Genomic DNA, 13,463 nt, shown 5'->3' on the forward strand with positions numbered 1-13,463 from the left:
GTCGGTGCCGCTTGGCCGCGGACCTCCTCCGACTTCTCGACGCACAGACCGCGACGCTGCCGAGTGGTCAGGGCGCCGAGATTGTCCTACCGAAAGCGTGCCGATTCCCTGAAAGTGACTTTCGGCACGGATCTTCAGCAACGGCAGAGCAGCACAGTGGATGCGAGATCTGCTTGGACACACGCGGCCTCTCCGATTCGGATCGGGGTGACACCGTGATTAGGCGACCGATACAACAGCGGAAAGGCTAGGGAAGGTTGGCGAACACTCTGATCGCTTGTTCCGGGCAAACGCCGACCCCGTCTTCGACTGCTTGCTCGTTTTCGGGCGGTACCTCGACTGTCCGACCGATATCCTTGTTGTAGCCGTCGTCGTCCTTACCGAATACCTCGGGAGCGACCGCATAGCAACGGCCCTGACCGGAGCACAAAGCCTCATCAACAATATATTTCATTGCTGAACCTCCTTTGGTCCGGGAGTGAACACCAATGGGAGCTTGTCCATATTCCGAGTGATCGTGCTGTTGCTGTAAACCGGCTGTTCCCCGCTGGCCATGGTGATATCGGGGAGGCGACGGAGAATTTCCTCCAACGCGACAGCGGCTTCCAGTCTGGCGATGTGAGACCCAATGCAGCGGTGCGGTCCCGACGACCCGAACGCCGGGTTGACTGCAATGTGGCGATCGATGTCCACCTCGTGCGGATTGTCGAACACCTGCGGATCGCGGCAAGCCGCCGCGAACGAGAGCATCAGAAAGTCGCCCTTGTCGATCTTCTGACCCGCCACCTCGGTATCGCGCGTCGCAGTCCGCCCCAGGGCAACGATGGCCGCGTAGTATCGGATGAATTCCTCGATGGCACCGCGATGTAGCGAGGGATCTGCCGCAAGACGAGCCCGATCCTCGGGATGGGTCGCCAGATGGTGTGCCATACCAGCGAGCAGATAAGTGGTCGTGCCGATGCCTCCGGCAAGCAGGTCGATCAGAATGAACAGCTTGTGCTCCCATGAGCACGGTTCGCCGTCCTTGTCGAGTACTCCAGTTAGGATGACGTCGACAAAATCGTTGCGCGGCGGCTCCTTCTCGCGCATCCTGAGGTACTTGTCGAGGAATTCCGCAATCTGTCCCCACGCCTGAGGACGTTGGTCCATGGGTCCACGCATCGCTATGTCCGTGGCCTGCTGGATGTAGGGGAGCTCACTGAGAGGGACGCCGAGGAACGTTGCGAAGAACACGCGTCCGGGCAGCTGTGCCGCGAACTCGTCGACGAAATCACAGCTTCCCTTCTCGATGAATCCGTCGATGAGTTCGGTGATCTGCTCGCGAATGCTCTCGGTGCGCGTTTTGATCGCTCGGGGATTGAAATAGGGGCCGAGCGCGGTGCGCCAACGTGTCTGATACGGGGGATCGAGCTCGACGGGATAGAGTTTCGCGCCACCATCCTCGCCACCACGCCCGGGCTCGAATCCACCCTCACTGGAGAATGTTTCCCAGTCCTGCGAGCACTCGCGAACGTCCTCATATCGGCTCACTACCCAGTATCCGCCGGCGACGTTGCTTCGCGCCATCGGGCACTTAGCCACGAGCTCACCTAGGACCTCTTCGTAGTTCTCCGCGAAATCGGGTGCGTCGAGGTCGAAATCGTTGAAATAGTCGCGACGATCGATCTGGTCGTCTATGGTCATTCGTTACTCCTTTGCTCCGTGATCTTCACTGTCGCCGCAGCTGCGCCGGTCGAGACCTCATCGCCCAGTGGTTCTAGCGCCAGGAATCGGAGCTCGTGTTGTGAGTAGGGGCGGTTGTTTATTGCGTTGTGTCCCAAGGTGTTCCCTGGGAAGCGTCCTCCTCGCCACGCATTTGACGGAACAGTCCGTCGTTGTCCCAATAGGCACGCTCGGCAATCAACTTGGTCGGGTCGTCACCGAAAATGTAGAGCCCGCAGAAGGGGAAGGAGATGAATTTTCCCGAGGCGGGAACACCCGCAAACTCGGCCGAATGGGTTCCGGTGACAACGCCTTCGCGCACACAACAACCCGGAACGTCGTAAGTGTGGGTGACCTTGATGTGCATGTCCGGCAGGACACTGAAGAGCATGTCGTAGAAGTCGGCGACGCCCTGAAGCCCCTCGAAATGGGTGACACCGGGGACCACGTCGTAGAAGACGCCCTCGGTGGCGAAAGTCTCCTTCAGAACTCGGCTCTGTTCGCCGGCATTCTCCAGAGCGACATGGTGTTCGACGCACTGACGCTGAGCCTCGATCCTCTCGGCATCGGTCCACTTCTTCGTAACGCTGGCAGTCATCTGTATTCGACCTTTCGAATCCGAAGTCTGGATCGTGAAAATCCCTTGCCGCCGACGGTACGTCGATGTGGTCTGCATCACTATCCCCGCGGCGAAGCTGGACTATCCTCATTCCGAACCTTGGGGGGTCCCGTAGGTTGTTGACTATCGGTCGTTCGGCAAGTTTTCCGGATCCCGGTGTTTCCGGGAAGTTGGGACGGGCATAGGCGCGTGACTGCACGGTGGGGCGTTGCCGTCCCTCGGTGTTGGCGAACGCGCTGTCTGCGATTGGCCGGCGGTCCACGTTCGTTCCAATTCAATCGCCGACTGGTGTCGATATCCGTGACCATGAGAAAGTGGATCTAGCGCAACTTTCGTGATTTCTATGGGGCGCTTGACTATCCGGCGTATATGACGCGTTTGCGGAGTAAGTCGAAGTTGGCTCGCCGGTACATCTGCCGTTTGAGCATCTTGCTCCTGTTCGCGTGCCCGTCGGCGGCGCCGGAACTGTGCGGCAGTGTCAGCCCCGCTGTGACGGCGTCGAGATCACAGACCAGGCCCGCAGCGAACGATCGAAGTACCAAATGCAGGAGTAGGACCCACACACCGTCTTCTGCGCACCCGGAGAATCCTCACCCGACCTCGTCGATGCAGGTCAGTGACACGCCAAGCGGCTTCACGAAAAATGCGCCAGATCCACTTCTACTTGGCCATTGACAGTCGACGGACAACTGGCCGGACAGTGAGGTGCTGGACGTGCGGGCGGCCGGGTATCACCTCATGTGGCATTTCCACGCGCGCCAACAACCGGACTGGTTCGTATCGAGCGGTGCTCTCCATATTCGGGCAGTGCCCAACCGCCGCCTCGACCAGATCGACCGGGGACGTAACGCAAGACGAGACCGCCTCCATACCCGCACCAGCAGCCAGCAGGTGGCGACACTGAGGACGAAAATCGGCTTGCCGCCGAGCCGTGCGATCCAGCTTCGTTCCGCGCTTGTCAGTGACTGGCCGCCCACCCCCGCGCACGGGACCGACCTAGCCGGGTGCTTGCAGATCTCAGCTCACAAACTCTCGAATTGGACGAACGCTGCTTGGGTTCCGAACCACCCGCCGACGTCACCAGTCGGTGGATAGGCGGGCGAAGTTGTTCGACAACGATTCAAAGGAATCGATCTCAACGGCCTCGGGCCATAGTCTCCGACGGCAGGACACCGAAGCGGCGCTTGTACTGACCGGCGAAGCGGCTCAAATGATAGAAGCCCCAACGAGAGGCGATCTCGGTGACGGTACCGCATTCAGGACCCATCAAGAGTTCGGCATGGACGCGCTCAAGACGCACATCCCGGACGTAGGTACTCGGGGAAACCCCCACCAACTTCCGAAAGCCTGCCTGCAACGCCCGCTCGGTCACTCCCGCGACCTCCGCAAGATATGGCGTGCTCAGATCCCGCTCGGGATAAGCATCGATGTAGTCGAGCACCTTCCGGATCCTGCTAGGGCGGGGTTGGCGCACGTCCGCGCGCACGAGCTCCGAATACTGGTGTTCGACTGCGAAGAGCAGCTGAGTCAAGATGCTCTGTTCGAGGTGCTCACGAGCCAAGGAAATGGTGGAGAGGCCATCAACACGCGAAAGCTCTCTCCACAAAAATGCGACCGACGCCTGAAGAGCTTGAGCCGCGCCGGTTCCCAAATTGACATCGAGCGCAAACGTAGGCGAACTGTCGATTGGCTGGTTGATCAACCGTGCCAACTGCATCTCGAGTGCCTCCTGCGGCACTTTGAGAACGTGCTGTATAGAGGTGGGAGTCCACCGGACGGTCAGTGAACGCATTGGGGGAAGTATTGCGGCATGACCGTCACCGATCTGCGCGCGTTCGGTTCCGTCCTCGACGACGCATCGCCCTTGTAACGGTAGACAAACATGGTACGACTTTTCGGTGGGCGCGATGTCGAGGGAGACATCGGCACCATAGGTGAGATGCCCGATTGTCAATCGCCCCGATTTCGAATACTGATGCCGAAAATCGAGTTGTCTGTGCGTGTGCGCCTCAAGACGATGTGAGGCGTATACCTGGTCGATGTAGGTGCGAGCTTCGTCGAGATCGTGAGTTATCAGAGGATCGGAGATCCCGGTGAATGGATCAGTATCGCTAGAAGTCATCTCTGTTCGACTCCTTTCCCACCGCACGCCGTCGCTGTGGGGAACGTGCACCGCTGCCGAACCTACTCGCTGAAGCACTGCATCTCCACGATGCGTCACCGTGCTCAAACCTTCATCATCCTCGGTCAAGCTCAGTCAATCAGGTCACCTCAGCCAGGTCGGTTGGAGGATGATCCTACTGCTGTCGGGTCTGTCGAAGATTCCGCTCTATTGGTTCTCAGGACCTCGCTTCTCGGAACAGCGAGCGGCCGATGATGTGTTTCATTACCTCGATCGAGCCGCCGCCGATGCGAGTCATCCGGGCGTCGACGTAGGCGCGCGCGATGGGGTATTCGGACATGTATCCCCAGCCGCCGAACAGCTGGAGGCATTCGTCCATAACTCGGCCCTGTAGCTGTGTGGTAGTCATCTTGACACTGGCAGCGTCGACGGCGTCGAGGCCTCCCTCGACGTGCAGCTCGATGCAGCGATCGACGAGCACCCGTTGGGCGAGCACATCGGAGTGCAGTTGGGCTAGCGTGAACTGGGTGTTCTGGAAGTCCGCGAGTGTCCGATCGAACATCGACCGGTCGCGGCAGTATTCGATCGTCCATTCGAGCGCGGCCTCGGCTGACGAGACCGCGCGGACGGCCTGAACGAGGCGTTCCTGGGCAAGCTCGGTCATGAGGTGATAGAAGCCGCGGCCCTCCTCGCCGAGTATGTTCACGGCAGGGACGCGCATGTCGGAGAAGAACAGCTCGGCGGTGTCCTGGGCCTTGCATCCGATCTTGCCGAGCTTGCGTCCGCGGTGGAACCCCACGGTATCTGTCTCCACCAGTAGGAGGCTGACGCCCTTGGCGCCGGGTGCGTCATTGGTGCGGCAGGCCAAGACAAGCAGATCCGCGGAGTGGCCGTTGGTGATGAATACCTTTTGCCCATTGACCACGAAGTCGTCGCCCTCCCGCCGGGCGGAGGTTCGCAGATTCTGTAAGTCGCTGCCGCCAGAGGGTTCGGTCATCCCCACCGCTGTGACGATGTCGCCGCTGAGCATCGGCGGCAGCCAGCGCTGCTTTTGCTCCTCGGTACCGAAGTGCACGAGGTAGGGCGCGATGATGTCCGATTGGAGGTAGAAGGTTGGGGCAGTGGCCCCGACCCGGGCCATCTCCTCGATGATCACTGTGTTGTGCAGAAAGTTTCCGCCGGCGCCGTCATATTCCTCAGGAACGGAGGGGCAAAGGAGCCCGATCTTGCCTGCAGCGTGCCAGACATGCCGTGGGACTATCCCATCCTCCTCCCACTGCTCGTAGTAAGGGAGGATTTCCTCGGCGATGAAGCGTCGGGCGGTCTGACGGTAGAGATCGTGCTCGGTCGAGAAAATGGTGCGAGGGATCACGGCTTTTCCTGGTTCCTTAGGTCGGTCAGTTGGCGGGTGCTCGGAGTGGGCCGAGATCCTTACATGGGGTGCGTCTGCATTCGTGGCCATGTAGGCCGCTGTGCTGACGGCACCGCACTGCAATTACCTACTGGCGCGCATGGCCTCCTCTACGAGGATCGCGGGCCTTACCGGCTCAGCCCCACAGCGTGTCGATTACAGCGGGCCCTTTCGTGCCGTGCAGCCGTTCGATCGTGTATTCGTCGTCCGCGCATGCGTTCGGCGACCAGGCGTCGGGTCGTTCCAGCGTAGGTGAAAACCGCGACGGACTAGATGGATTGCCCGAAGCGAGGGGCGCTGGCGAAGTATGGCGAGAGCGTGCCGGTCATTTCGTGGTTCGAGCAACCCAGCACCTCGCACACTCACGAAAACCTTGATGTGAGAGTCCATCTGCTGGGGGAGTGAGCGAGATGCGCGCCCCGCTTGGTTGTGGCGGGCGGTCGGTCAGTGTCTGGGGTCATCAAGAGGCGGACCGCCTTTCTCGAAAATGGATTCCGCATCTCGAATCTAAGAAGATTGTGCCTCGTGTGTCAAGGGTCATTGACGGTCACCTTGTCGGCTGACCTGAAGTCTCCGGCCCTCCGGGTCGAGGCCGCTCGTATCCCGAAATCATTTCCCAATTTCGGAATAGGCGAGCTACCATCGGCCTGTGCGGCAAAAGGAATCTGTGCGGCAAAACGAAACAGCCGATTCGGTGGTGCTGATGGGCAGCAATGACAGATATTCGCGGACGTTCGACGTCCTCGAACTCTTGGTAAGTCGTCCCGACGGGATGACTGTCACCGAGATCAGCAAACGACTCGACCTACCGATGAGCAGCAGCCACAACCTGCTGAAGCGGATGGTGGCGACCGACGTCGCCGCGGTCCGAGAGGATCTGCGGTACTCGCTGGGCCCGCGCGCTATCCGGCTCGGTATCCGGATCGTCGACGGACTGGAGGTGCGGGCAATCAGTCGCCGGCACCTGGGCGAGCTGGCCCGACAAACCGGATACGACGTCTATCTGGCTGTTCCCTTCGGCCGCAGGGTCGCCTACGTCGACCGGTTCCAGGGCTCGCGACCGGTCACGGTAGACATCCGGCTCGGTCAGTCCCTATACCTGCACGCGACGGCCGTGGGCAAGCTGTTCGCCGCGAATGACCGGCAGTTGCGCCGCCGGCTTTTCGCCGGCGACCGGCAGCAGTTGACCAAGCACACCCTGGTCGAGGACGCGGAACTCGAGCGAGAACTGGACCGCATCGCCGAGCAAGACTTCGCTGTCAGTCGTGAAGAGGCGATCATTGGCGTCGTGGGGATTGCTGTACCCATCCGAGCTGATCACAGCACGGTGGTCGCGGCGATCCACCTTTCCACGCTCAGCAATAGTATTGACGCGGAGGCAGAGCGGGCGCTCATCGAGTCGGCGGCCGCCACCGCGGTGCTGGTGGAGCGGGACCTCGGCCGAGTCCACCATGCCGACCCGTTGAGCGGACCCGAGACCGGAGACACTGGACAGTGACATCGCGTGCGGCCGCCGCAGGACCCCTCCATGGGGTCAAGGTGCTGGAGTTCGCAGGCGTCGGGCCTGCCCCGTTCAGTGCCATGATGCTGAGCGACCTCGGTGCGGACGTCGTGCGTATCGACCGGCCAGCGCCACACGGACCAAGCCAAGACGGTGGGATGTCCTCGATGACCGACGGCATCCTCGGCCGCGGCCGCCGATCGATCGCGCTGAACCTCAAACACACCGACGGACTCGCCACCGCGCTCGAGCTCGTCGAGGGCGCTGACGCTCTGATCGAGGGCTTCCGGCCCGGCACCATGGAGCGGCTCGGGCTCGGCCCTGAGGAGTGCCTCGGACGAAACCCGCGACTGGTCTATGGTCGCGTGACCGGATGGGGTCAGGAAGGGCCTTACGCGACCGTCGCAGGGCACGACCTCAACTACATCGCGCTGGCAGGCGCTTTGGCTCCGCTGGGACGCCGGGCCCTGCCACCGTCACCCCCACTGAACCTCGTGGGAGACTTCGGTGGCGGCGGCATGCTCATGGTCTCCGGGCTCCTGGCCGGACTTATGGAAGCAATGCGCTCCGGGCGCGGCCAGGTGGTCGACGCCGCAATGATCGACGGCGCTGCCTATCAAATGACGATGATGTATGAGCTGTTTGGCCGCGGTGCGTGGGTCGAGGAACGCGAGTCCAATCCCAACGACGGCGGCTCGCACTTCTATGACGTCTACGAGACCGCCGACGGTGAACACGTCGCGATCGCGGCGATGGAACCCCAGTTCTACGTCGAGCTGTTGAACCGGGTCGGCCTGACGGACTCCGGCCTACCCCAGCAGTGGGACCCGGAGGGATGGCCGGAGGCATCCCGTCGTTTTACCGAGATCTTCCGTACCCGAACGCGTGACGAATGGTGCCGTTTGCTGGAAGGTACGGATGCTTGCTTCGCGCCGGTTCTACGGATGAGTGAGGCGCCGAGCCATCCACACAACGTCCACAGGAAGGCATTTGTGACCGTGGACGGCGTGGTGCAACCCGCACCGGCGCCGCGGTTTTCCCGGACACCCGGCTCCGTCGCCCGGCCCGCAGCCGGCGTCGGCGAGCACTCCGACGAGATTCTCACCGAACTCGGTCTTCCCGCAGAGCGGATAGAGGAACTTCGGATGGCGGGCGCCGTAGGCTGAGCCCATCAAGTGCTCGGCCGACGCAGTCCGGTCAGATGTCGAGGCCGAAGTTACGGCCATGAGGACGAACGAACCCCCAGTTGAGCTGGGGGTTCGCTGCTTTCGGTTGTGATTGTTCTAGCCAATTGACGGTCAGGGGGATGGTGGTGTCGACGAGTTCGAAGGCGCGTCGTTGGGTGGCGGTGGTGACGGCGAGGGTCGCCACGATCGGTCCGGCGGCGCCGTAGCGCGGGTCGTTGTGTGTCAAGGTGACCAGGTGGGCCAGCAGCCCTTGGCGGGATCGGACCGGCAGGTCACAGTCGGTGGTGATCTTGCGGGTCGCCTTGGTCTCGGCGGCGGCCGGGCGGGCCGCCGGTGCAACGGGATCCTTACTGGTGCGGCGGGTGTTCGTAGGTCAACGGCGCCCAGGCCTTGCGCAGGTGCGAGGTGAGGTAGGTAGGTGGCGAGCATGCAGATCAGTACGTGCGCCGTGACCTGGCCGGTGAGGCGGTGGTAGATGGGGCGCAGGTCCAGGTCCAGGTCCAGGTCCAGGTCGATGGCCTTGGGGGACCGGAAGTAGCCTTCGATGCGGGAGACGTGCTTGTAGGCGACGATCACGGTGGCGGTGTCGAGCTCGTCGGCGCTGGCGGTGGTGCGCAGGGTGCAGATCCCGTCGAGGGCGTCCTCGGCGTCGATCCGGTCCCGGTCACGGGTCACCGTCAGTGACGTGTCGGTGATTCGGACGTGGAAGTGTTTGCCCACCCTGTATTTCCCGGCACCCGGCCGACCCGTAGGTCGATCTTCCCGGCCTCGGCCCCGGATACCGCGGCGAACGATCTTGCCCAGTTCCGCCTCGGTGGCGTCGAGCAGCTCGCCGCGTTTGCGGGCGTTCATCGGCTAGAGCCGGGTTGCGGCCGACAGTTAACCGTTCCCGGGGGTAGTCGGGGTGCTTGATCTCGACGTAGTTCCGGATGTCGAACAGGCTCATCTGCAGCGACCCGTCGTCGGCGGCGAGCGAGGCGACCTGCGGGGCCGCAGTGCGGTCAGCCCCGCCGAGTTCGTTGAGGGCTGTAACGCGGGCGGAGGTGACCATCCCGCGGTCGCCGGCCATCAGCAGTTCTCGAGTCCGAAAGTGCCTTCTAATTGCGGTCACGGCGTGCGTGAAGACGGCCGGGTCGGCGGTGTTTTCCGGGAAATCCCGCACCGCGACCGGACGACCCTCAGTCGGTGAGCAGCCCGTATTCGATCTGCTCGCAGCCCTTCTTCCCGTCGCGGGAGTAGCCACGGGCGGCCAGGTCGCAGTGCCGGCCGATCGCCCAGGAGGAGGACAGGTCGAACATCACGATCCGCGATGGATTCACCAATGGTCGAGATGCATTCCTGCGAGCCGTTTTTCGATCGTGTCCTGCCGACCGACAAGCCAGTCCATCGTCGCGTAGATCTCGTCGGTGGATGCGTGGGCGACGCCCAGGTCCACCCCGAGGGTGGTGTCGGCCCACCAGAAGGCGGTGGCCAGCTTCGAGGCTGGCCACCGCCCGGGCGAGGGGCAGTGCAATCGTCAGACCCGCAACCGGCCGGCCGGGCTGAGCAGTGCGGGCAACCCCACCGGTGCGCCATCGCCCACACCGCGGCGACGTGTCCGTGCGGCACCCTGGCCGTCGTGGCGGCCGGCACCAGCGTCTGTCACTTCAACCCGGCCTCGAACCAGTCGATCACGTGGGCGGGCGGCGTGGACAGGTTCGCCACCGTCTCGTTGCGGACCCGGGCAACTTCGCGGAAGGTCCGCCGCAGATCGGCGGACTCGTAGTCCACGTGCGACTTCCGCGCTCTGACCACATAGACCGCGTCGTGACGCTTTGTCATGACCTGCATGCAGTCGCATTCGTCGTGTATCACGACACACCCAATACTCTGACTACACCCGACAGCTCGCAAACCGAGAAGAGGGCAGATCAAAGGCGCACCCGGCACCCAGGTTCGTCCAAACTTCGGTCTAGGTGCCCTACGCGCCGGAGCTCGCTAGTTCGGCGATCTCATCGGGGCTCAACCCGACCTCGCTGAGTACCTCGCGGGTGTGAGCTCCGAGGTGTGGCGGTGGTGCCGGCGCTGGGCTCACGCTACGGGAGAAGGCAGTTCCGTCACCGGGGACACGCAGCTGCCCCCCGTCCGGATCGCTGATCATCCGCCAGAACCCGATGGCCTCCAAGTGGGGATCGTCGAGCAGATCCTCGAGCGAATTGACCTGCGCGTACGGGATGTCCTCTTTCTCGAGGATTTCGCTCCACTCGGCGGTGGTCCGCTTCGCTACCTCAATGCCGAGCTCGTTCCATACCAGCGCGACGTTCTCCTGACGGCCGGCGAGAGTGGTATAGCGCGCGTCGGCAAGGACGTCGTAGCGTTCGACGATCTCGAAAAAGCGGATCCACTGTGCGTCCGAATAAGGCATGAGAGCGAGATAGCCGTCCACGGTCTGGAATGGGCGGCGGGCAGCCGTAACGACCGGCTCATAGCCCATCGGTCCGAGCGGCGGGTTGAATGCGTGACCCCACAGGTGCTCGGCACTGACGAACGCGGTCATCGTCTCGAGCATCGTGACGTCTACGGCCTGCCCGAGCCCGGTGCGTGAGCGTTCGAGAAGGGCGCTGCTGATGGCGAAGGCCGCATGGACAGCGGTGATCTTGTCCGCCAGGATCGAGGGGACGTATCGCGGTTCGCCGGTGACCACCCGCTGGAGCATCGCCAATCCGCTGAGGGCCTGGACGATGTCGTCGTAAGCAGGATTGGGTCCGTAGGGACCGCCATCGGAAAATCCAGCAACATGGCAGAACACCAGGCCCGGATTTCGTGCCGAAAGCTCCTCGTAGACAAGGCCGATCCGGCGGGCGGCGGCCGTCCGGACCGAGTGCACGAAGACATCGGCTGTGTCCACGATCCGGCGCAGGGCCTCTTGCCCGTCGGGGCTCTTCAGATCGAGAACAACGCTGCGCTTATTCCTGTTGTTGGTCATGAACAGCGCCCCCATGCCCTCGGCACGGCGCGGGCCGATGCGGCGGGTCATATCACCGGAGGGGGGCTCGATCTTGATCACATCCGCACCCATCGCCGCCAAATACTGACAGGTGAGCGGTCCGAGGACGATCGAAGCGTTCTCAACGACACGGATACCGCTCAACGGCCCCAACCGTGCGTCGGGGCGGTGCGAGTGCGGATCTGGCGACATCATTCGGCTACCTCGTCATCTCTTCGGTAAACAGAATTGCTATTCGAGAATGTGTAACCCCAGGCTGGGTGTCAGGTCAAGTACGACCCCATCGGGGGTGCCACTGCAGACGCAGCACCCTCCTGCGGCAGCGCCGGCGATAGGAGCGGTCCCAGCTGCTTTCCGTGAAGCGGATCGACAGCAGCGCAACGGGTCTGGTGTAGGTCCAGAATCCGGACAGTTCGGCGCCTCGTTCCTGCTGACGGATATCGGCCGCGTCGTACATCTTGACCGTAGGGCGCTTCATCCGCTTAACTTATCGAAGTTAGGAAAGTAGATTCGAGATTCTGAATTCTAGCTGTCCGTGGAGGAGATCGGTTGATGACTATCATTCCCTTGCCGCTTGGCAGTGCCGACCATTCGGATGTGCACAGTGTCTGAGAAGAGGCGTTGCGCGGTGATCGGGGCCGGGGCGGCAGGCCTGAGTGCGGCCCGTCATCTGTTGGCAGACGGACACGAGGTCATAGTGTTCGAGGCCGGATCGTACGTGGGTGGGCTCTGGGTTTACGACAACGACAATGGGCTCAGCGTCGCCTACTCCTCGTTGCACATCAATTCGGAGCCACGGAGCACGTCCTTCGAGGGCTTTCCGTTCCCGGACGACACGCCTCTGTTCCCCGCTCATCAGCACGTACGGTCATATTTGGAGTCGGTTGCCGATCATTTCGGTATCGGTGCGCGCATCCGCTTTCGCAGCCGAGTGAGCGCGGTCGAACCGGTCAACGGAGAGCCAGGTGCCGGCTGGATCGTGCGAACCGAGGAAGGCAGCGAGGAGACATTCGATGTCGTCGTGGTTGCCAGTGGGCATCAGGGCCTGCCTGCCCACCCCCCATGGGCCACCGATTTCACCGGCCGATACCTGCATTCCAACTCCTATCGAGAACCTGCGCCCTTCGCCGGGCACCGGGTGCTGGTAGTCGGGGCGGGAAATAGCGGGCTCGACATCGCCTCGGACCTGGTGCCGTTCGCGGCGCACACACTCAGCTCGGCGCGCTCTCCGCTTCTGATCATGCCGCGGATGATCCTGGGGCTTCCCGCGGCGCGGGTGCTGGCAAAGATCAACAGACGCTGGCTTCCGTGGGTGGTGCAACGGCAAGCAATGCGTTGGATCAGCCGGGTGTATCACGGACGCCCGGAACAATGGGGGTTTCGGACCCCGGCAACCCGCACGCACCCTGCCAGCAGTGCCACGTATATGGCGCATGTGTCCTACGGGCGCATCGACGTTCGTCCGGGAGTGGAGCGAATCGACGGGCACACCGTCACGTTCGTCGACGGCACCAGCGCCGAGGTCGACACGATTATTGCGGCCACCGGATACGAGGTCGACCTGCCCTTTCTATCGAAGAAGGTCTCCCCGATCGTCGAACACCAGATCAAGGCTTACAAGCGGGTCGTGCATCCAGACTGGCCGGGAATGTACTTCATTGGGTTCTTCAATGTCTCCGGCGGCGCCAACATCTCGATGATGGACGTCCAGTCTCGGCTTATGACCGCCGCACTGCGTGGTGACGCCGCCCTTCCGGACAGCGCCGGGATGCACCGCGACATCGCCCGCGAAGAGCGCTTCCTGGCCGAACACTTTCCGGGCAGCGCCCGCTACGGCTTGGAACTCGATCCTGTGCGCTACCGACGTCAAATCGGGAAGGTCCTCGGCGGCGCAGCGACGGGGACCGCTGACAGCAACCCCAAATAGGAGAGACCA

At 62.5% G+C, this 13,463-nt stretch carries 10 protein-coding genes and 1 pseudogene; 3 read left to right on the forward strand and 8 right to left on the reverse strand.

Annotation, left to right across the window (positions count from 1 at the left end; translation table 11 throughout):
• Nucleotides 1-247: 247 nt before the first annotated feature.
• The 5 genes from MLGJGCBP_RS26695 to MLGJGCBP_RS26720 form a co-directional block, all read right to left on the reverse strand.
• Complete coding sequence (locus MLGJGCBP_RS26695; protein ID WP_160099208.1) at nt 248-454, reverse strand: ferredoxin; 207 nt, start codon at nt 452-454, stop codon at nt 248-250.
• On the reverse strand, nt 451-1,683 hold the full coding sequence (locus MLGJGCBP_RS26700; protein WP_160099210.1) for a cytochrome P450: 1,233 nt from the start codon (nt 1,681-1,683) through the stop codon (nt 451-453). Before MLGJGCBP_RS26700 ends, MLGJGCBP_RS26695 begins: the two co-directional genes overlap by 4 nt.
• A 118-nt stretch (nt 1,684-1,801) precedes the next feature.
• Nucleotides 1,802-2,299 (reverse strand): ester cyclase, encoded by a 498-nt coding sequence (locus MLGJGCBP_RS26705; RefSeq protein ID WP_160099212.1) that lies wholly within the window; start codon nt 2,297-2,299, stop codon nt 1,802-1,804.
• Between the two features lie 1,156 nt (nt 2,300-3,455).
• Nucleotides 3,456-4,442, reverse strand: coding sequence for an AraC family transcriptional regulator (locus MLGJGCBP_RS26715; RefSeq protein WP_160099214.1), 987 nt, complete (start codon nt 4,440-4,442; stop codon nt 3,456-3,458).
• A 217-nt stretch (nt 4,443-4,659) separates the two neighbouring features.
• Nucleotides 4,660-5,904, reverse strand: a complete 1,245-nt coding sequence (locus MLGJGCBP_RS26720) for an acyl-CoA dehydrogenase family protein (RefSeq protein WP_442972125.1) — start codon at nt 5,902-5,904, stop codon at nt 4,660-4,662.
• Nucleotides 5,905-6,520: 616 nt separating this feature from the next.
• Between MLGJGCBP_RS26720 and MLGJGCBP_RS26725 the strand changes: the two genes are divergently transcribed.
• A complete protein-coding gene (locus MLGJGCBP_RS26725; RefSeq protein ID WP_160099218.1) occupies nt 6,521-7,351 on the forward strand; it encodes an IclR family transcriptional regulator in 831 nt (276 codons plus the stop codon).
• On the forward strand, nt 7,348-8,520 hold the full coding sequence (locus MLGJGCBP_RS26730; RefSeq protein WP_160099220.1) for a CaiB/BaiF CoA transferase family protein: 1,173 nt from the start codon (nt 7,348-7,350) through the stop codon (nt 8,518-8,520). The genes MLGJGCBP_RS26725 and MLGJGCBP_RS26730 overlap by 4 nt, the downstream gene beginning before the upstream one ends.
• Nucleotides 8,521-8,647: 127 nt before the next feature.
• Here MLGJGCBP_RS26730 and MLGJGCBP_RS54375 read toward each other — a convergent pair.
• The 3 genes and pseudogenes from MLGJGCBP_RS54375 to MLGJGCBP_RS26745 form a co-directional block, all read right to left on the reverse strand.
• Nucleotides 8,648-10,362, reverse strand: a pseudogene (locus MLGJGCBP_RS54375) (IS1634 family transposase); the annotation flags it as partial.
• A gap of 139 nt (nt 10,363-10,501) precedes the next feature.
• The gene (locus tag MLGJGCBP_RS26740) at nt 10,502-11,671 is read right to left on the reverse strand and encodes a CaiB/BaiF CoA transferase family protein (RefSeq protein WP_160099222.1); all 1,170 of its coding nucleotides are present in this window, start codon (nt 11,669-11,671) and stop codon (nt 10,502-10,504) included.
• A gap of 124 nt (nt 11,672-11,795) precedes the next feature.
• Nucleotides 11,796-12,005, reverse strand: a complete 210-nt coding sequence (locus MLGJGCBP_RS26745; protein WP_160099224.1) for a hypothetical protein — start codon at nt 12,003-12,005, stop codon at nt 11,796-11,798.
• A 117-nt stretch (nt 12,006-12,122) separates the two neighbouring features.
• Here MLGJGCBP_RS26745 and MLGJGCBP_RS26750 point away from each other — a divergent pair, with 117 nt between their 5' ends.
• The gene (locus MLGJGCBP_RS26750; protein ID WP_236581394.1) at nt 12,123-13,454 is read left to right on the forward strand and encodes a flavin-containing monooxygenase; all 1,332 of its coding nucleotides are present in this window, start codon (nt 12,123-12,125) and stop codon (nt 13,452-13,454) included.
• The last annotated feature ends 9 nt before the right edge of the window (nt 13,455-13,463 follow it).

This window comes from Rhodococcus sp. T7 (assembly GCF_009872365.1).
In the GTDB taxonomy this organism is placed as follows: domain Bacteria; phylum Actinomycetota; class Actinomycetes; order Mycobacteriales; family Mycobacteriaceae; genus Rhodococcus_F.

Excerpts from the sequence above, each read along its gene's own strand:
- MLGJGCBP_RS26695 (WP_160099208.1), bottom strand. The coding sequence starts at position 454 with ATGAAATATATTGTTGATGAGGCTTTGTGCTCCGGTCAGGGCCGTTGC.
- MLGJGCBP_RS26700 (WP_160099210.1), bottom strand. The coding sequence starts at position 1,683 with ATGACCATAGACGACCAGATCGATCGTCGCGACTATTTCAACGATTTC.
- MLGJGCBP_RS26705 (WP_160099212.1), bottom strand. The coding sequence starts at position 2,299 with ATGACTGCCAGCGTTACGAAGAAGTGGACCGATGCCGAGAGGATCGAG.
- MLGJGCBP_RS26715 (WP_160099214.1), bottom strand. The coding sequence starts at position 4,442 with ATGACTTCTAGCGATACTGATCCATTCACCGGGATCTCCGATCCTCTG.
- MLGJGCBP_RS26720 (WP_442972125.1), bottom strand. The coding sequence starts at position 5,904 with ATGGCCACGAATGCAGACGCACCCCATGTAAGGATCTCGGCCCACTCC.
- MLGJGCBP_RS26745 (WP_160099224.1), bottom strand. The coding sequence starts at position 12,005 with ATGAAGCGCCCTACGGTCAAGATGTACGACGCGGCCGATATCCGTCAG.
- MLGJGCBP_RS26750 (WP_236581394.1), top strand. The coding sequence starts at position 12,123 with ATGTGCACAGTGTCTGAGAAGAGGCGTTGCGCGGTGATCGGGGCCGGG.